We start from the raw sequence: 18,378 nt of genomic DNA, 5'->3' as shown, positions 1-18,378 counted from the left end.
ACGCGTAGCAGATCGTAAACAGGCTCTTAAGGATAGAACCAATAAAGGCTATACCCCATCGCATGCACCTTGCCGGCGTCCAGCCGCATGGTGACCTTGACCTCGCTATTGGAATTGAAATGGCCGAGCTTGAAATCGTCCGGCTTCAAATACTCCTTGGGCGCGAACACCTTGCGGATCAGCACCTGGTCGTCCGAGTCCTTCAGCGTCACTTCCAGCATCGGATAGGCCTGGGAGTAAGTGGCGTGGTTCTTCAGCGTGGCGGACAGCTGGATCAGATTGGGGAAATCCGGGACGAAGGCCAGTTCCGACCACTCCGTGCGCACGCGGGCGATATCGGTGGGCCAGGGCACGGCGCAGCCTACGGCGCCGCAGAGGTTTTCCAGCGTCGGGCGCAATTCCGGCACTTCCGCGGCGATGCGGGTGCGGTTGAAATACACCAATTGGCCGGCCAACACCAGCACGCCTATCGCCGAGGCGACGACGGCCAGGAAGGTCAGCGCCGGATGGCGTCTTCGCGGCGATTCGTCCGGCTCGTCTTCGCCGTGGCTGGACGGCGGCTCGACGCGCGCCTCCGGCGCCGGCTTGGCGGGCGGCTCTTCGAACTTGGGTTCCGGAACCGCTGCCGGCGCAGGCTCCGCCACCGGCTCCGGCGCGGGGCGGCGGCGGTTGCCGAACACCTCCGGCGCGGGTTCCGCCGCGGCAGGCGGCTCGGCGTCAAAGGGGTTGCCCAGCGGCGCGCTGACATGGCGATTCTGCATCGCCTCCGCCAGTGCGCGCTGGAACTCCTCGACATCGGCGCGCGCGGCCGGGGCTTCCTCCGCCTCCGCCATCGGCGGCGGCATCAGCAGTTCGTCCGGTGGCGCTTCCGTCGCGCTGGAGCCCGGATCGAAATCCGGCACTTCCAGCTCGAAATCGTCCAGCGCCTCGCTCTGCCGAGCCTGAGTCTGGACGGGCGGCGGCGCCGCGGCGCGCGGAGGTTCCGCCGGCGGCGCTTCCGCCGCGACGAAATGCTCGGTGGCGTTGAACACATGCGAACAGCGCCCGCAGCGCACCAAGCCATTGGCGGCCGCTAATTGGGCATCATTGACCTTGAAGCGTGTCTGGCAATTGGGGCACTGTGTCGTATATGTCATACCGTGGGGCGTCGGGTTCCTGTCAGTCTGGTCCATCCTTCGTCGAACACCGGAGCGTCCATCTGGAACCACTGTTCATAGATGGCCGACAGTTCTTCGGCTTGTTCGGCGAGAATGCCTGAAAGCACGATTCTACCACCGGTTTTGACGTGGCTCGCCAGCAACTGGCCCAACATGCGCAGCGGATTGGCCAGAATATTGGCCAGTACCACGTCGTAGACCGCTTCCGGGTTCTGGTCAGGCAGACAGAAGTCCGCCTTGACCTGGTTCTGTTCCGCGTTGTCCTGGCTGGCCCGCACCGCCTGCGCGTCGATGTCCACGCCCAAGGCGGAGGCCGCGCCCAGCTTGAGCGCGGCGATGGCGAGAATGCCGGAACCGCAGCCGTAGTCCAGCACGCTTTCGCCGCCTTGCAGCTGGGCGTCCAGCCATTGCAGGCACAAGCGCGTGGTCGGATGGCTGCCGGTGCCGAAGGCCAGGCCCGGATCCAGTTGCAGATTGACCGCGTTCGGCGCCGGCGGCTCGTGCCAGGTCGGCGTGATCCACAGGCGGTCGGAAATCCGGATCGGGTCGAACTGCGACTGGGTCAGACGCACCCAGTCCTGCTCTTCCACCCGCTCCACATTGTAGCTGGGCAGGGCCAGACCGCAGGCGTTGGCGGCGGCGGCGATCAGCAGGGCCACGTCGGCCGCTTCATCAAACAGCGTGATGATGCGGCTGCGGCTCCACAGCTTGTCCACCGGCTCGCCGGGTTCGCCGAAAATCGGCTCTTCGCGCTCGGTGCCGGCAAAAGCGTCTTCGATCGCGGTGGACAGCGCGCCGGCGTCCATCAGCGCGTCGGCCAGACGCTCGGCGACGGTTGACTCGGCGTCAATGGTGGCTTGCAGCCAGGCCATCACGCGCCCCCTTTTTTCTGCTGCGACAAACGCTGCTCCAGATAGTGAATGCACGTGCCGCCGCGCTGGAAGGCCGCGTCCATGAACAGTTCCTGATGCAGCGGGATATTGGTCTTGATGCCGGAAATGGAGATTTCCGACAGCGCCACCCGCATCCGCGCCATCGCCTGCTCGCGGGTATCGCCAAAGGCGATCAGCTTGCCCACCATGGAATCGTAATGCGAAGGCACGGTGTAGCCCTGGTAAATATGCGAATCGATGCGGATGCCCGGGCCGCCGGCCGGGTGATAGCTTTCGATCTTGCCCGGGGACGGCACGAAGGTGAACGGGTCCTCGGCGTTGATCCGGCACTCCATCGCATGGCCGCGCAACACCACGTCCTTCTGTTTGTAGCGCAGTTTCTCGCCGGCGGCGATGCGGATCTGTTCCTGCACGATGTCGATGCCGGTGATCATCTCGGTCACCGGGTGCTCAACCTGCACGCGGGTGTTCATCTCGATGAAGTAGAACTCGCCGCGCTCGAACAGGAACTCAAAAGTGCCGGCGCCGCGGTAGCCGATGCGGCGGCAGGCTTCGGCGCAAGCTTCGCCAATCTTCTGGCGCTGCTTGTCGGTGATGCCCGGCGCAGGCGCTTCCTCGATGATCTTCTGGTGGCGGCGCTGCATGGAGCAGTCGCGCTCGCCCAGATAGATGGCGTTGCCGTATTCGTCGGCCAGAATCTGGATTTCGATGTGGCGCGGCTCTTCCAGGAATTTTTCCATGTAGACGGTGGGATTGCCGAAAGCCGCGCCGGCTTCGGTGCGGGTCATCTGCACCGAATTGATCAGCGCGCCCTCGGTATGCACCACGCGCATGCCGCGACCGCCGCCGCCGCCGGCGGCCTTGATGATCACCGGGAAACCGATCTTCTTGGCGATCTTGACGATCTCGGCCGGATCGTCCGGCAAAGCGCCTTCGGAGCCCGGCACGCAGGGCACGCCCGCTTCTATCATCGCGTTCTTGGCCGACACCTTGTCGCCCATCTGACGGATGGTGTCCGGACGCGGACCGATGAACACGAAGCCGGACTGCTCGACGCGCTCGGCGAAGTCGGCGTTTTCCGACAGGAAGCCGTAACCCGGGTGGATGGCCTGGGAATCGGTCACCTCGGCGGCGGCGATCAGGGCCGGCACGTTCAGATAGCTCTTGCCGCTGGGCGCCGGGCCGATGCAGACCGATTCGTCGGCCAGCTTCACGTACTTGGCTTCGCGATCGGCCTCGGAATGCACCACCACGGTCTTAATGCCCATCTCGCGGCAGGCGCGCTGGATGCGCAGGGCGATTTCACCCCGGTTGGCAATCAGAATTTTTTCAAACATGGAATTCTCCGCTGGCGGATTCCGCGGCCGGCGTCGTCGCCGGCGGGGGCCGCCAATGCTGTCGTGGCAAACGACAAGGGCACAGACGCTGCGCCGTGCCCCCTTGCCGTCTGCCTGTCGTCTGGCTTACTCGATGATGAACAACGGCTCGCCGAATTCCACCGGCTGGCCGTCTTCGACCAGAACGGCCTTGACCACGCCGGAGCGGTCGGCTTCGATCTCGTTCATCAGCTTCATCGCTTCGATGATGCACAGGGTGTCGCCGGCGTTGACGCTCTGGCCCACTTCGATGAAGCTCTTGGCGCCCGGGCTCGGCGAGCGATAGAAGGTGCCCACCATCGGCGACTTCATCGCGTTCTTGTCGTTGTTGGCCGGCGCGGCGGCTTCGGCTGCCGGCGCGGCCACGGCGGCGGCTTGGGCGTTGGGCACTTGCAGCGCGGTCATCGGCTGAGCGTAGGCCATCTGCGGCGCGGCGGATACGCGGGTAATGCGGACTTTTTCTTCCCCCTCGGTCACTTCGAGTTCGGCGATGCCGGATTCCTCGACGAGATCGATCAGCTTCTTGAGTTTACGGAGATCCATTGATAATCCTTCGAGTGGGATATTCGGTAGAGTGAGTTAGGCCTGCGCGGCAAGATGCCGGATGGCGTGCGCAAGCGCCAGTTCATAGCCGTGGGCGCCGAGTCCGCAGATCACGCCGACCGCGAGGTCGGAGAAATAGGAATGCTTGCGGAACGGTTCGCGGGCATGAACGTTGGAAAGGTGGACTTCGATAAACGGCACTTGCACCGCCGCCAGCGCGTCGCGCAAGGCGACGCTGGTATGGGTGAAAGCGGCCGGATTGACCAGAATGAAGGCAGTACCGTCATGCAGGCACTGCTGCACGCGATCAATCAACACATGTTCCGCATTGCTCTGCAATGCCGACAATTCAAACCCCGCGGCGCTAGCCTGCTGTTCCAGCCGCTGGTTGATATCGTCAAGCGTTTCCCGGCCGTAGTGCTGCGGCTCCCGCTGTCCCAGCAGATTGAGGTTGGGGCCGTGCAACACGAGGATTTTTCCGGTCAAAGCCTGCTCCTGTTTATCATCTTGGGCGCGAGTTTGCCGCAATTCGCTGCAAGATGTCTAGCTTTTGCATCATTTCAAACATTTGTTTGGATGGCGAACACGGCGGATCTTCGAGTCAAAGCACTAGTATCCACGGGCGTTTTTCCGCCTGGCAAGTTTTTACCGCCTGGCCGAAAATCGATGTTGATTCAGCGCAAATCCCGCCACTTCGCTCACTAAGCTGATGCCGGCCGGCGGCGGCGCGGGTATAATTTGCCGATTCTGAATCTTTTACGCCTTATGCAGCTTTCCGACTTCGACTACCACCTGCCCGAGCGCCTGATCGCCCAGCACCCTCCGGCAGAGCGCGGCGCCAGCCGCCTGCTGCGCGTGGCCGGCCATGACCGCGCCAATCTGCGCTTCAGCGACTTCATCGACCACATCAGCCCCGGCGACGTGATGGTGTTCAACGACACCCGCGTGATCAAGGCGCGGCTGTTCGGCGAAAAAGCCAGCGGCGGCAAGATCGAGGCGCTGATAGAACGCGTGCTGGACGCGCATACCGCGCTGGCCCACGTCCGCGCGTCCAAATCGCCCAAACCCGGCACCCGGCTGATCTTCGCCGATCGCTGGGAGGCGGAAATGGTAGAGCGCCACGGCGAACTGTTCAAGCTGCGCTTCCTGGCCGAGGACAATCTCTTCGACATCCTGGAAGCTTCCGGCAAGCTGCCGCTGCCGCCTTATATAGAACGCGGCGCCGGCCACGAGGATGACGAGCGCTACCAAACCGTCTACGCCCGCGAGCGCGGCGCGGTGGCCGCGCCCACCGCCGGCCTGCACTTCACCGAAGACATGCTGGAACAGCTGCGCGCCAAGGGCGTGCAACTGGCCTACGTCACCCTGCACGTCGGCGCCGGCACCTTCCAGCCGGTGCGGGTGGACAATATCGCCGAGCACAAGATGCACAGCGAAATCTACGAAGTGCCGGAAACCACTCGCGCGCTGATCGCAGAAGCCCACGCCGCCGGCCGCAAAGTGCTGTCGGTGGGCACCACCAGCATGCGCGCGCTGGAATCCGCCGCGCGCGACGGCGAACTGGCCGCCGGCTGCGGCGAAACCGACATCTTCATCACCCCGGGCTACCGCTTCCGGGTGGTGGACCGCCTGCTGACCAATTTCCACCTGCCCAAGTCCACGCTGCTGATGTTGGTGTCCGCCTTCGCCGGCTACGAGGAAATCCGCGCCGCCTACCAGCACGCGGTGGAGCAGGAATACCGTTTCTTCAGCTACGGCGACGCCATGCTGCTGGAACGCAAAGACTGATGCGCGGCTTAATCGGCCGCCTTTGAGGATCAGACCATGTCCGGACTCTCTCCCGACGCGCCCGCGCCGCAGGAAATCCAGCTGCACGCGGTGTCGCGCGTGCTGGAAATCAGCTTCGACGACGGCGCCCGCTTCGAGCTGCCCTGCGAATACCTGCGCGTCTACTCGCCCTCGGCGGAAGTGCGCGGCCACGGCGCCGGCCAGGAAGTGCTGCAAGTGGGCAAGCGCCATGTCGCCGTCACCGCGCTGGAGCCGGTGGGCCATTACGCGCTGAAGATCACCTTCGACGACGGCCACGACAGCGGACTGTACAGCTGGAGCTATCTATACGAGCTGGGCGCCAAGCGCGACCAGTACTGGCAGGATTATCTCAATCGCCTCGCCGCCGCAGGCGCGAGCAGGGAGTGACCATGGACAAGACGACCCACTTCGGCTTCAAGACCGTTGCCGAAAGCGAAAAAGCCGCCAAGGTGGCCGATGTGTTCCACTCGGTGGCCAAGAAATACGATGTGATGAACGACCTGATGTCCGGCGGGCTGCACCGGGTGTGGAAACACTTCACCCTGACCACTTCCGGCGTCAAGGCCGGCGACAAGGTGCTGGACATCGCCGGCGGCACCGGCGACCTGTCGCGCGGCTGGGCCAAGCGCGTGGGCAAGAGCGGCGAAGTGTGGCTGACCGACATCAACAGCTCCATGCTGACCGTGGGCCGCGACCGGCTGCTGGACGACGGCCTGGTGCTGCCGGTGTCCTTGGCCGACGCCGAGAAGCTGCCCTTCCCCGACAATTACTTCGACGCGGTGTCGGTGGCTTTCGGCCTGCGCAATATGACCCACAAGGACGCGGCGCTGAAGGAAATGTGCCGGGTGCTGAAGCCGGGCGGCAAGCTGATGGTGCTGGAGTTCTCCAAAGTCTGGAAACCGCTGTCGCCGTTCTACGATTTCTACTCCTTCAAGGCGCTGCCGGTGATGGGCAAGTTGGTGGCTAACGACCCCGACAGCTACCAGTACCTGGCCGAATCCATCCGCATGCATCCCGATCAGGAAACGCTGAAGCAGATGATGCTGGACGCCGGCTTCGGCAAGGTGGATTACCACAATATGAGCGGCGGCGTGGTGGCCCTGCACAAGGGCTACAAGTTCTAAGACCCTGCTCAAAGTCTGCTGCGCGTCAGCGATACGGCGTTGAAACCAAGCTCAAAATGCTCATGTGCCAGGTGTACATTCCGCTTTTTCGCTCGTTTTCGCCTTGTCTCGCTCTGGCTCGCAAGACTTTGAACAGCTTCTAAGAGCCTGATTACGATCCGCGGCGCTCCAGCAATGCGGCCTTAGACCCTTTCACCTTCCAATCACGGCGGAGACAGCGCATGGGCATCCAGATCGCGGCATTCAACCACCTGTTGAACCAACACCCGGCGGTGCGGGCGGAACTGGCCGCGCACGCCGGCCGGCGCGTCGCCGTGGCGCTGCCGCCCTTCCACGTGGCCGGCGTGTTCACCGACGACGGCTGGCTGGCCGCCTGCGAGGGCGAGCCGGAAGCCACGGTGCGGCTCAAACACGCCGTCGCGCTGGCGGCGGCGGCCGGGCGCGACCCGGCGCTGAGCGACATCCAGCTGGAAGGCGACGCCGAACTGGCCGCCGCCCTCGGCCGCCTGCTGGGCCGCCTGCAATGGAACGCCGCCGAGGACCTGTCCCGGCTGGTGGGCGACGCCGCCGCCCAGCGCGCGGAAACCCTGGCGCGCGGCCTGCTCGGCTTCAAGGGCCAGGTGGCCTGGCGGCTGGCCGCCAACTGGGTGGAGCATCTGCGCGAGGAAACGCCGGTGCTGGCCGGCCGCCGCCAGGTACAAGGCTTCGTCGCCGCGGTGGACACCTTGCGCGACGACGCCGGCCGCCTGGAAAAACGCCTGGCGCGGCTGCAGGCCGCGCTGCAACAAGAACAGACAAAGGCCTGACGGCACATGCGGACTTCGCGCTTCATCAAGATCGTTTCCACCTTCTACCGCTTCGGCCTGGACGACTTCCTGGAAGGTCATTCCAAGCTCGGCTTCGTCCACAAGCTGTTCGGCCTGCTGCCGCTGCGCCGCGACACCAGCGCGCCGCTGCCGCAGCGGGTACGGCTAGCGCTGGAAAGCCTGGGACCCATCTTCGTCAAATTCGGCCAGGTGCTGTCCACCCGCCGCGATCTGCTGCCGCCGGACTACGCGGACGAACTGGCCCGGCTGCAAGACCGGGTGCCGCCCTACGACGGCCTGCAGGCGCGCGAGATGATAGAACGCAGCCTGGGCCGCAAGGTGGACGAACTCTACGTCGATTTCGACAACACCCCGGTGGCCAGCGCTTCCGTAGCCCAGGTGCACAAGGCCTGGCTGCGCCGGCCCGACGGCGGCCGCGGCCGCGAAGTGGCGGTCAAGGTGCTGCGCCCCGGCATCCAGCCGGTGATCGAGCAAGACCTGGCGCTGATGGGCACGCTGGCCGGCTGGGTGGAGAAGCTGTTCACCGACGGCAAGCGGCTGAAGCCGCGCGAAGTGGTGGCCGAGTTCGACAAATACCTGCACGACGAACTGGACATGATGCACGAGGCCGCCAACGCCTCGCAGCTGCGCCGCAACTTCAAGAACTCGGACATGCTGATCGTGCCCGAGGTGTTCTACGACTACACCAGCCGCGACGTGCTGACGCTGGAATGGATGCACGGCATCCCGGTGGGCCAGGTGGACCGGCTGCGCGAAGCCGGCGTGGACCTGTCCAAGCTCAGCCGCTTCGGCGTGGAAATCTTCTTCACCCAGGTGTTCCGCCACGGCTTCTTCCACGCCGACATGCACCCGGGCAATATCTTCGTCGCCGCCGACGGCCGCTACATCGCGCTGGACTTCGGCATCGTCGGCACCCTGACCGACACCGACAAGCACTATCTGGCGGTCAACTTCCTCGCCTTCTTCAACCGCGACTACCACCGCGTGGCCACCGCCCACATCGAATCCGGCTGGGTGCCGAAAGACACCCGCGCCGAGGAGCTGGAAGCGGCGGTGCGCACCGTGTGCGAACCCATCTTCGAGAAGCCGCTGTCGGAAATCTCCTTCGGCATGGTGCTGCTGCGCCTGTTCGAGACCAGCCGCCGCTTCAATGTGGAAATCCAGCCGCAACTGGTGCTGCTGCAAAAGACCCTGCTCAATATCGAAGGCCTGGGCCGCCAGCTGGATCCCAATCTGGATCTGTGGGACACCGCCAAGCCCTTCCTGACCAAGTGGATGAACGAGCAGATAGGCTGGCGCGGCCTGCTGCGCACGCTGAAGCACGAAGCGCCGCAATGGGCCACCACCCTGCCCACGCTGCCGCGCAAACTGAATGACGCGCTGTCCTCCGCCAACAGCGAGCTGCTGATCAGCGGCTACATCCAGCTGATGCGGGAACAGAAGCGCCAGAACTGGCTGCTGGCGCTGATCGCCGTCCTGCTGGCGGCCTTGCTGCTGAAGAACTGGCTCTGAGGCCCTCGTAAAGCATGATTTCATTCATGCCCTGCTTCATCAGGCCTTCAAGCAGGCATGGCGGGATCAAGGCGTCCAAGCTTCAGCCGCCCGCCATCCTGCAAACAGGAGCGCCCGTTTCAATTACGACGCTCCATGAGTCTGCAAGCCCCCTTGCCAAGCCAAGCGGGGCTTTTATCTTTATTGGGTGCGGCTGACGGGACGGACCGCTCTTCCATTCTTCACAGGGAAAACTCGAAACGCCGGTTTGAGGGCGACAATATGTCTTCCTCGGCAATCGCCACGCCCATTTCACCCATCCGGATGCCAATCCGATCACGCAAGGCCTGCAAGTCTTCCCATGCCTGCGGGTGAAGCGCCTCGGCCACCATCAGCACGGTGTCCGTGGTCGGGGAAATCACCGACTGAGCGCCTTGCCGGAAAACCCAGCGGCGGGAATGCGCCTGATGATCTTCATCGGCAAAAATGATTTCACCCACGGCCGGCCGCTCAATCTCGCCGGAAAATGCCTGATACGCCTCCAGACCGTTCGCCGGTCTGACCACCACGCCTCCTCTAAGGCATGCGCAATCGAATGCCGCAATCGGAATGGCCGCATGCATGGACTCCGCGTTAAGCGCGTCGATCAGCGGCAAGACATGAGGTAGGCATCCCTCCTTCCGGAAACGACGCAGCAGCGCCTCTGCCGCGCAGCGATACTGTGTGGGCTTCAAACCCATCTCAGCATAGGTTTGGCGCCATGCCTGCAGCGACGGGACCTCGCTCTCGGCCCTCTCCGCCTGCAGAGCGGCAACCTCTGCATAAGTGGAGTCAAGCGCTCCCGCATTCAGTCCGGCGTTTCCAGCCTGTCGCAGAACCAGAACCAGGGCTCTCAGTTCCGGGAATCGCCCCCACACTTCGTCAGAATGATGAAAGTACATCTTTCCTAGCCCCCTTTGTCGTCATGCCTGGGTTTTCCATCACGGGATGAACGAATGCCGCTCACACTTGCGGCACCGTCTTCAAACGCGCCGGAATCGTCAGCACCAGAATGGCGAGCATCACCGCCGCGACGCCAACGGCTTGGCTCATTTCAATTTGTTCGCCCAGAACCAGCGCGGCAAGCAGCACCGCAGTCAAGGGCGCAACGGCGGTGAATGTGGCGGCCTCGCTTCCGCTTACCCGCGCGGCCCCGCCATACCACAACAGAAAACCGCCGACGGTCGGCACCAGCGCATACCAGATCACCGCCGCAATCGCCTCTGAACCCGGCATGGCAAACGGCAGCTCGAGGAAGGCAACGGGCAGCGACACCAACAGACCCAGAACCGTCATCGCCGTGGTCTGCAACAATGGCCGCAAAGGCACTCGCATGCGCTTGTTGAGCAGAATGAAAGCGCTTTCGCAGACGACGGCCCCCAAGATGCAGGCCATGCCGATGAGAGACAGCGGCCCGGAGCCTTTCCACGCCACCGCCATCACGCCAATGGTGGCGAGCCCTACCGCAATGAGCAGCCGCGCGCTTGGCCGCTCCCCCAAAACCATGACAGAAAAAAGCGCGGAGACCGCGGGGAGCGTTCCAATGATTACGCCCGCATCGGCGGCCGGAAGATAGGACAGGCCGGAAATCAACAAGGTCGTGTAACCGACGCTCCCCGCCCCCGCCTGGAGCAGAAGCAAAAACCCGTCGCTGCGCGTCAGTTTTGGCCACCTCTCCCTCTGCAGGAGAAGCAAGGGAATCAACACAGGCAGTGCGAGAGCAAACCGCAGCGCCGTCGCAAAAAAAGGAGGCATGCTCCCAGCGATGAATTTTGAAGCGATCACGGTAGAACCAACAGTCATCATCGCCAACGTCAACATCAGATATCCGAGAGTGCGGTTTGACAATTCCACCTCCGTTCATGGCTAAGCTCACAAACGGATTTACTTCACGCGCTATTTAAAATCAAGCCTTTAAAAATATCGTCAATAGCTATTGATTTTCGTAGCTTCCAAGAAAGTTCGCTTCGCAAGCATCCATCCATGGCGATGGCGTTCAGCGAATTCCTGGGCAAGTTATGCCATACAGCACTTATTCACATCGATACATTTCAAATAAGGCGGCCAAGATGCTTTTGACTTTCTGAAGGGGAATGCGGGCCCTGGGTTTTCGCAAGGGCGGGCACCATGAATCTCTCCCGAGACCCAGGCGTTCATACCGCTTACGCCAACAAGCCGGCTGCCTATGCACAGGCTGAGCAGGAGTTTAATGAACGGACAAAACAAGGCATCTCATGTCCGCCCCGCCGTTGACCACGCTTGCCCGGCGGCGGCATCAAGCCTTTTATAAGCATGACATGCAAAGGACGGACAGAGGCGGTGTAATGAAAAAGGGAAACGCCCGCCTCCGCGCATCGCCTTAAGGTTCCGGCGGCGGCCCGGCACGGTTTGAGCTGTGCCCGCATGATTATCCAAGCCCGAGACGGGCATGAATGCAACAGCACATCCATTCACAGCTCGCGCAGCGCCGTGCCCTCCGCCGGCTTGCGCAGCCAGCCTTCCAGCAGCTTGTAGCTGTCCAGATCGAAGGACGGCGCGCCCTCCAGCGGGCCGCCGTCGCCCTGGCGCGAGCCCAGATAGCACCAGCGGTCGAACACATGCTCGGCGCGCTCGCCGGTCACTTCGTCGGTTTCCACCACCGCGATGGCGCCGGCGAACGGCCAAGCCTTCACCTTCAACTTGGCCAAGGCGCCCAGCAGCCGGATATTGTGCACCTCCGCCGGCTCGCGGCCGATGCAGGCGCCGCGGCAGCGTCCCAGCTTCAAAGCCGCGCACGGCGCGCCCTTGCGGCTGGTCACCGCCTCCACGCCCAATACCGACTGGCACAGCGCGTTGCCCAGCGCGATTTCCGCCAGGATCTTGCGCGCCTCCCGCGCATGGCGGAACAAGCCGTACAAATCCGCGGTGCGGCTGAAATCCAGCTCGCGCGCGTACACCACCTTGGGGCGGGTGAAGCCGTCCTCCGTCTCCAGCTGGATGGAACACAGCTCCGGGCTCAGCTTGCCGCGGTGGTTATGCTGCGGCTTCAAGGCGTGAATCAAGCGCAGTTCCAGCAAATGCGCGCCGAACTCGCCCAGGGTCTCCTGCCACTCCACCCGGCCGATGGGCTCGCCGATATGCACTTCGCGGCTCTTGCCGCCGCCCTTGACCGCGGCGAAATGCGCCAGCACCCGCGTGCGCAGATTGCCGCCCTTGCCCACGTACAAGGGTTTGCCCTCCTCCCCGTACAGCGCGTACACCCCCGGCACGTCCGGCAGCAGCTCCAGTTGCTCTTGCAGCGCCGCCGGCAGGCCGGCCAGTTCCGGCGGCGCGGCCAATACCGCCGCCATCGCCGCGCCCACGGCCGCTTCGCCCAGTTCCTGGCTGGCGATGCCGAGGAAGCGATGCACCGCTTCCGCGTCCGCCAAGGCCCGGTGCCGCTCCGGCAGGCGGATGTCGTAACGCTCTATCAGGCTGTCCAGGCTGTGCTTGAAAAACTGCGGGTAGAGCCGGCGCGACAGCTTGACCGTGCACAGCGACTGGCTCTGAAAGCGCAGTCCGGCGCGGCGGAATTCGTTTTTCAGGAAGCCGTAATCGAAGCGCGCGTTGTGCGCCAGGAACAGGCGGCCGGACAGCATGGTCAGCAAGCGCTCGGCCAGATCGGCGAAGCTCGGCGCCGCCGCCACCATGGCGTCGGAGATGCCGGTCATGTTCTCGATGAAGGGAGGGATGGGCTGGCCGGGGTTGATCAGAGAGCTGAAGCGCTCCACCCGGTCGCCGTCGATCAGGATGACGCCCACCTCGGTAATGCGGTCGCGGCTGATGTGGCCGCCGGTGGTTTCCAAGTCGACGATGGCGCAAGGCTGGGCAAACAGAGGGTTCAATGTCTGGCTTTCAAGTGCGGCGCGCGGCGGCTTGATTGCACTATAGCCGCCGCCCTGGCCCCGCAGGTTGCAAATCAAGAGCGGCATTTTACTCCAAGAGCCGGGGCCCCATCCGCTTTCCGCCGCATCCGGCCGCGCCTACTTCGCCTTCGCCACCGGGATGTCCTCCCAGCGCGTGGTGTAGGCCGGCGACAACATGTCCTGCTTCATCTTCCACGGCTGCTCCAGCCCTTCCGCCAACAGCTTGACCGTGCCGCGGCCCATGCGATGGTTGATCGCGTCCAGCGCCGCCATCAGGCGCCGCGCCTTTTCCGGATCCGGTCCCTCCGTGAACAAATCCGGCTGCGCCCGTTCCGCGTCCACCAGCTGCCAGGCCATCACCCCGCATTTCTGATAGCCGGCGCCGGGCCGCCACAAACGCTCCACCGCCCGCCCGGCCGCGGCCGCCAGCACCCGGCTGTCCGCGCTGGCCGGCAACAAGGGCACCACCTCGCTGTCCCGCTGCACCGTGCCTTGCTGATACACGCCGCGCTGCAAACTCACCTGCAGAAAGGAAGCCAGCGAGCCCTGGCGCCGCAAGCGCTCCGCCACCTGCGCCGCGTGCATCGCCACCGCCTCGCGCGCCTCTTCCAAACGCGTCACCTTGTGGCCGAAGGAGCGCGTGGACATCAAGGATTGCCGCGGCGGCAGCGCCTCCTCCAGACTCAGGCAGGACAGGCCGTCCAGTTCGTCGGCGATGCGCGCCACGGTGACGCCGAAACGGCGGATCAACCAATCCCGGTCCGCCGCCGCCAGCGCCGCGGCGTGGCCGATGCGCTCCAGACGCAGCTTGGCCGACAGCTTGCGGCCCACGCCCCAGATCTCCTCCACCGCCACCTCGGCCAGCAGCGTTCGCCGCTCCGCCGCGTCCAGCGCTTGCAGATTCATCACCCCGTCGCGGGACGGGTCCAGCTTGGCCAGGTGGTTGGCCAGCTTGGCCAAGGTCTTGCTGGGGCCGATGCCGACGCATACCGGCAGGCCCAGGCCGCGCGACATGGCGTCGCGCATCCGCTGCGCCAGCCGCTCCGGTTCCGGTTCGCCGCCGATGTCCAGAAAGCATTCGTCTATCGAATACACCTCCTGCGCGCGCGCGAAGCCGGCCAATAGCCGCATCGCGCGGCCGGACAAATCGCCGTACAGCGTGTAATTGGACGAGAACACCGCCACACCCAGCTGCTCCAGCCGCGCCTTGTGCAGGAAGTAAGGCGCGCCCATCGGCACGCCCAGCGCCTTGGCCTCGGCCGAGCGCGACACGATGCAGCCGTCGTTGTTGGACAACACGACAATGGGCGCGCCGGCCAGGCGCGGGTTGAACACCCGCTCGCAGGAAGCGTAGAAGGAATTGCAATCGACTTGGGCGTAGCAGGTGGACATGGCTGGGCTAAGGGGCGCGAATCCGGCGCGGCGGCGATGCTTGCAGTGTAGCGCCCGCGGCCCGGCGGAGGCGAGCGCGCGGCAAAAAACGGCGCGCCGTCATCGGAGGGCGCGCCGTCTTCAACAGGCTCCAGCGTCGGAAAGCCGTTCAGAGGCCCAGGCTGTCCAGCAAGGGCGAGGAGAACAGGCGGTAGGGGTCATACGTCGCCAGCGCCGCCTTGGCCGCGTCCCAATTGGCCGCCGCCGGCTGGCCGGCGCGGAAGGCGTTGGGAATGGTCGTTTGCAGCATGGCGGAATCCGCCCACGCCGCCTGGTCGGTATAGCCCCAGCCCTTGGACCATTCCGGACGCACCGCCGCGTAGGAGCCGTTGAAATTGGCCTCGATCCACTGCTCTATCTCGCGATAGAACTGGTTGGCGTAAGGCGTGCCCGGCAGCGTCAGGATGTCCAGCCACACCGCGGCGTTCCATTCCGGATGGTCCGGCCGCGGGCGGATGGCGGACAAGGCCGGCGCCACGCTGCCGTTCAAGGCCGTCTCGCTAGGATCGTCCAGCCCGGTCACGCGGATTTCCACCGGCCCGTTCATCGGATAGCGGCCCTGTTGCTGATAGGCCTGCACCCGCGCCTGATAGAAGGTGACGAACTCGTTGAGCACGCGCTGCACGTTTTCGCGGCGGGTCAGCACCGCGTAGCCGTTGGCGGTGACGCGCAAGGTGGTGGGCTTGACGTAGAGCAGCAGGTTTTTGGACCAGCCCCACAGGTCCCAGCTGGCCGTCGCCACCAGGCCGGCGCTGGCCGCGGCGAACTGCGCCTTGCCGAAGGCCGGCGTCAGCTTGCCGTCGCCCAGCGACAGAATCTTGTTGGCCAGATCGGTCACTTCGTCGGGCAGATTATCCGAGAAGGGGTAGTTGAACGGCTTGTCGGTCTGACGGGAGAACAGCGGCTTGTTCGGCGTCACCGTCCACACCTTGAGCCAGGGATTGCTGGTGAAGGGGAACCAGATCGCCTCCACCCGGCCGGCGCTGTCCAGATAGCTGGCGAAGGTGCGCCCGCCGCTGCCCGCCGCGGCGAACATTTCGCCGTAGGGAATATTGAACCAGCTCTGACAGCGCAAGCGCTGGTTGGGCGCCGCCTGCAAAGTGGCCTCCACGATCAGCGAACGGCCCACGTGCGCCAGCAGCGGCGCGATCTGCGGATCGTTGCGGGCAAACTTGCGCAAGGCGTAGCTGCCGCTGGCCTTGTCGTAGACCACGGCGGTGAGGCTGAGCACCAGATTGCTGATCGAGCCGTAGCTGGCGCCGGCCAGGCGGCGTTCGCCCTTGGCCGGAATCGCGGTGCCGTGGCCGTTGATGGCCAGCACCCCGCCCAGGGTCAGATCCCCGGGCGCCGGCGCGGCGGTCACGCCCAGACCGGCCTTTTCCATTCCGGTGAGCAAGGCTTCCATGGTGATGCCGGCCTGGGCGGTGACCTTGGCCACCGGGCCCGAGGCGTCGACGGACATCGCGGTCAGATAGCGCGTGGTGTCCAGCAAGACCACCGCCGGGCAGCTGACGCCGGCGGCCAGCGTCAACGGCGACCAGTTGTGCATCATGCCGCGCGCGCGCACCTTGTAGCCGTTGTCCTTGGCCCAGTTGGCCACCTTCACCACTTCGTCCGCGGAACGCGGCGCGCAAGTCCAGACATCGTCCACCTTGATGTCGCCGGCCCAGTTTTTGAAGCTTTGCTTATATAGGGGAATGTCCGCCGGGAAGTTATTGGGCTGGCTGCAAGTCAGCCTCGCCGCCATGATCCGCTCGGCCGGCAACCAGCCCGCCAAAGCCCCGGCGGAAGTCAATTTCAAGGCCCCGGTCAAAAAGTCGCGACGGCTGGCGGCCAAGGGTTTTTCCGCATCATTCGAACTCATTTCAAAACTCCTCGCAAATGCAAAAGTAAAGATAAAAACAATACGAGTTAAACAAGCAGCATTTAAACCGTATTCAGCAAGAATATTTGAAAATCAATAATGCGAATCGCTGCATCAGCTATCCCATTATCTTAATAGAATGACGCTATCATGTACCGCAAGTATTAAAAACCTGACTTATTTACCAGTTAAATTGCTTCACTAATTTAATTCACATCGGTGTAGATTTACGCGACACACAAGGCAGTACAAAAGCATATTTCGGCATAATACTTTCTAAATAAGATTGGAATAACTCAAATGAAAACCTTCCCGCTTACACGCCGGCAGCTGGAAATCTATTTTCATCAATCGTTATTCTCCGCGCCCGAACTGTTCAATATCGGCGGTTTCATCAAAATCCAGGGCGCTCTCGATATCGAAACCCTGCGAACCGCGCTCGTCTCCCTGATGGAACACACGCCGGCGCTGCGCATCGCCATAGACGAAGCCGGCGGTCAGCCGCGCCAAGTGCTCTGCCCGCGCCACCCTTGCCCGCTGACGGTGATAGACACCCGCGGCGAGGCGGACCCGGAGGCCGCGGCCAAGCAATGGACCGAGCGCGATTTCGCCCGCGCCTTCCCCTTCGACGGTCAAACGCCGCTGGCCGCCTACACCCTGCTGCGGCACGGGGAAGAGGATTTCATCCTGTACGGCCGTTTCCACCACATCGCCTTCGACGGTTGGGCCATCGCCCGGCTCTACGGCGAGAAATGCCGCTACTACAACAGCCTGCGCCAAGGCCTGTCGCCGGAACCGGCGTCGACGATGACGCCGGCCGAACAGGTGGAGGAAGAGGACGGCTACTACGCGTCGCGCCATTACGAGAAAGACCGGCAATACTGGCAAGACAAGCTCGCCGGCTACTCAACCCGGCTGTTCGCCGACGCCGGCGGACAACTGGCCTGCGGCCAGCGCAGTTTCCAGCTATCGGCGGAAAGCTATAGCCGCATCGGCGAACTGGCCGCCGCGCACCAGGCCACCGTCTTCCACTTTTTCATCGGCCTGATCTACACCCACGCACTGCGGGAATTCGGCGCCGACGATCTGCTGCTGGCGCTGCCCATCCTCAACCGCCGCAGCGCCTTGGCCAAGAACACCCCCGGCCTGTTCGCCAGCCTGTGCCCGCTGCGTCTGAAGCTGCGGCCGCACTGGAGCTTCGCCGAGCTGCTCAGCCTGATCCAGCGCGAGCTGAGAGCCGACTTCCGCCATCACCGCTTCCCGATAGGCGAAACCGAAGGCCTCAGCCGAGACCGGCTGCCCTACGAAATCAGCCTGTCGTTTGAGAAGCACGATTACGACGCCATGTTCGACGGCACCGTCAGCAATATGACCGCGATGCGCGCCTTGTCGCAGCACTATCCGCTGAAGGTCTTCGTGCGCGAGGCGGACTCCCGCCAGCCGGTGAAAGTGGACCTCGATTACAATCTGGCCGGCTTCGCCGAGCTGGACGCCGCCGCCTTCATCGACGGCGTGGAACCCTTGCTGCACAGCCTCTTGCGCGATCCGCAGCAAACGCTGGCCAAGCCGCCGCGCGCCGCCGCCTTGCCCGCTTCCGTCACGCCGCCGCATCCCGATCTGTGCAGCTGGTTCGAGCACGCCGCTCAGGCCTTCCCTGAACGTATCGCCGTCCAGGGCGACAGCGCCGTGCTGCGCTATCGCGAGCTGGACGCCCGCGCCAATCAATTGGCCCGGCAATTGCTCCAGCTCGGCGTCAGCCCGGAACAGCGCGTCGGCCTCTGCTGCCAGCGCCAGCCGGATCTGCTGGTCGCCATCCTCGCCATCCTTAAAGCCGGCGCCGCCTATGTGCCGCTGGACCCCGGCTATCCCGCCGAGCGCCTGGAGTTCCTGGTTCGCGACAGCGCCATCCACGTTGTCGTCGGCGACGCCGAATCCGCCGA

Annotated in this window: 16 protein-coding genes; 6 read left to right on the top strand and 10 right to left on the bottom strand. The window is 64.0% G+C overall.

Annotated elements, in window-relative coordinates:
- Positions 1-26: 26 nt before the first annotated feature.
- From DB032_RS02320 to aroQ, 5 genes are all read right to left on the bottom strand, one after another.
- The gene (locus DB032_RS02320; protein ID WP_107798094.1) at positions 27-1,136 is read right to left on the bottom strand and encodes a DUF3426 domain-containing protein; all 1,110 of its coding nucleotides are present in this window, start codon (positions 1,134-1,136) and stop codon (positions 27-29) included.
- Positions 1,133-2,029, bottom strand: coding sequence for a 50S ribosomal protein L11 methyltransferase (prmA, locus tag DB032_RS02315; RefSeq protein ID WP_107798093.1), 897 nt, complete (start codon positions 2,027-2,029; stop codon positions 1,133-1,135). The genes DB032_RS02320 and prmA overlap by 4 nt, the downstream gene beginning before the upstream one ends.
- A complete protein-coding gene (accC, locus tag DB032_RS02310; RefSeq protein ID WP_107798092.1) occupies positions 2,029-3,387 on the bottom strand; it encodes an acetyl-CoA carboxylase biotin carboxylase subunit in 1,359 nt (452 codons plus the stop codon). Before accC ends, prmA begins: the two co-directional genes overlap by 1 nt.
- Before the next feature lie 126 nt (positions 3,388-3,513).
- Positions 3,514-3,969 carry an acetyl-CoA carboxylase biotin carboxyl carrier protein gene (accB, locus tag DB032_RS02305; protein WP_107798091.1) on the bottom strand — a complete coding sequence of 152 codons (456 nt, stop codon included), beginning with the start codon at positions 3,967-3,969 and terminating at the stop codon, positions 3,514-3,516.
- Between the two features lie 36 nt (positions 3,970-4,005).
- Positions 4,006-4,455, bottom strand: a complete 450-nt coding sequence (gene aroQ / locus DB032_RS02300) for a type II 3-dehydroquinate dehydratase (RefSeq protein ID WP_107801626.1) — start codon at positions 4,453-4,455, stop codon at positions 4,006-4,008.
- 279 nt (positions 4,456-4,734) lie between these two features.
- On the opposite strand from aroQ, the gene queA reads away from it, so the two are divergent.
- The 5 genes from queA to ubiB all read left to right on the top strand — a co-directional run bounded on the left by queA (position 4,735) and on the right by ubiB (position 9,241).
- Positions 4,735-5,757 (top strand): tRNA preQ1(34) S-adenosylmethionine ribosyltransferase-isomerase QueA, encoded by a 1,023-nt coding sequence (gene queA, locus DB032_RS02295; protein ID WP_107798090.1) that lies wholly within the window; start codon positions 4,735-4,737, stop codon positions 5,755-5,757.
- Between the two features lie 36 nt (positions 5,758-5,793).
- A complete protein-coding gene (locus tag DB032_RS02290; protein ID WP_107798089.1) occupies positions 5,794-6,165 on the top strand; it encodes a gamma-butyrobetaine hydroxylase-like domain-containing protein in 372 nt (123 codons plus the stop codon).
- 2 nt (positions 6,166-6,167) lie between these two features.
- Positions 6,168-6,902, top strand: coding sequence for a bifunctional demethylmenaquinone methyltransferase/2-methoxy-6-polyprenyl-1,4-benzoquinol methylase UbiE (gene ubiE / locus DB032_RS02285; protein ID WP_048409245.1), 735 nt, complete (start codon positions 6,168-6,170; stop codon positions 6,900-6,902).
- Between the two features lie 221 nt (positions 6,903-7,123).
- Positions 7,124-7,708, top strand: a complete 585-nt coding sequence (locus DB032_RS02280; RefSeq protein WP_107798088.1) for an SCP2 domain-containing protein — start codon at positions 7,124-7,126, stop codon at positions 7,706-7,708.
- A 6-nt stretch (positions 7,709-7,714) separates the two neighbouring features.
- Positions 7,715-9,241 (top strand): ubiquinone biosynthesis regulatory protein kinase UbiB, encoded by a 1,527-nt coding sequence (ubiB, locus tag DB032_RS02275; protein WP_107798087.1) that lies wholly within the window; start codon positions 7,715-7,717, stop codon positions 9,239-9,241.
- 221 nt (positions 9,242-9,462) lie between these two features.
- Here the strand turns inward: ubiB and DB032_RS02270 are convergent, their stop codons facing one another.
- From DB032_RS02270 to DB032_RS02250, 5 genes are all read right to left on the bottom strand, one after another.
- Positions 9,463-10,161, bottom strand: coding sequence for a B3/4 domain-containing protein (locus DB032_RS02270; RefSeq protein WP_107798086.1), 699 nt, complete (start codon positions 10,159-10,161; stop codon positions 9,463-9,465).
- A 61-nt stretch (positions 10,162-10,222) separates the two neighbouring features.
- Positions 10,223-11,080, bottom strand: coding sequence for a DMT family transporter (locus tag DB032_RS02265; RefSeq protein WP_199225792.1), 858 nt, complete (start codon positions 11,078-11,080; stop codon positions 10,223-10,225).
- A gap of 629 nt (positions 11,081-11,709) precedes the next feature.
- Positions 11,710-13,209, bottom strand: a complete 1,500-nt coding sequence (locus DB032_RS02260; RefSeq protein ID WP_107798085.1) for an exonuclease domain-containing protein — start codon at positions 13,207-13,209, stop codon at positions 11,710-11,712.
- Between the two features lie 51 nt (positions 13,210-13,260).
- The gene (locus DB032_RS02255) at positions 13,261-14,535 is read right to left on the bottom strand and encodes a Y-family DNA polymerase (protein WP_107798084.1); all 1,275 of its coding nucleotides are present in this window, start codon (positions 14,533-14,535) and stop codon (positions 13,261-13,263) included.
- A 148-nt stretch (positions 14,536-14,683) separates the two neighbouring features.
- Complete coding sequence (locus DB032_RS02250) at positions 14,684-16,438, bottom strand: cholesterol oxidase substrate-binding domain-containing protein (protein WP_107798083.1); 1,755 nt, start codon at positions 16,436-16,438, stop codon at positions 14,684-14,686.
- Positions 16,439-16,738: 300 nt separating this feature from the next.
- On the opposite strand from DB032_RS02250, the gene DB032_RS24040 reads away from it, so the two are divergent.
- Positions 16,739-18,378 (top strand): condensation domain-containing protein (locus DB032_RS24040; protein WP_158274221.1); only part of this gene is annotated, 1,640 nt, incomplete at its 3' end.

The sequence above is a fragment of the Chromobacterium sp. Panama genome (genome assembly GCF_003052555.1).
In the GTDB taxonomy this organism is placed as follows: Bacteria; Pseudomonadota; Gammaproteobacteria; order Burkholderiales; family Chromobacteriaceae; genus Chromobacterium.
Note: the sequence above shows the minus strand (reverse complement) of the source record. Positions and strands in the feature narration are given on the sequence as shown.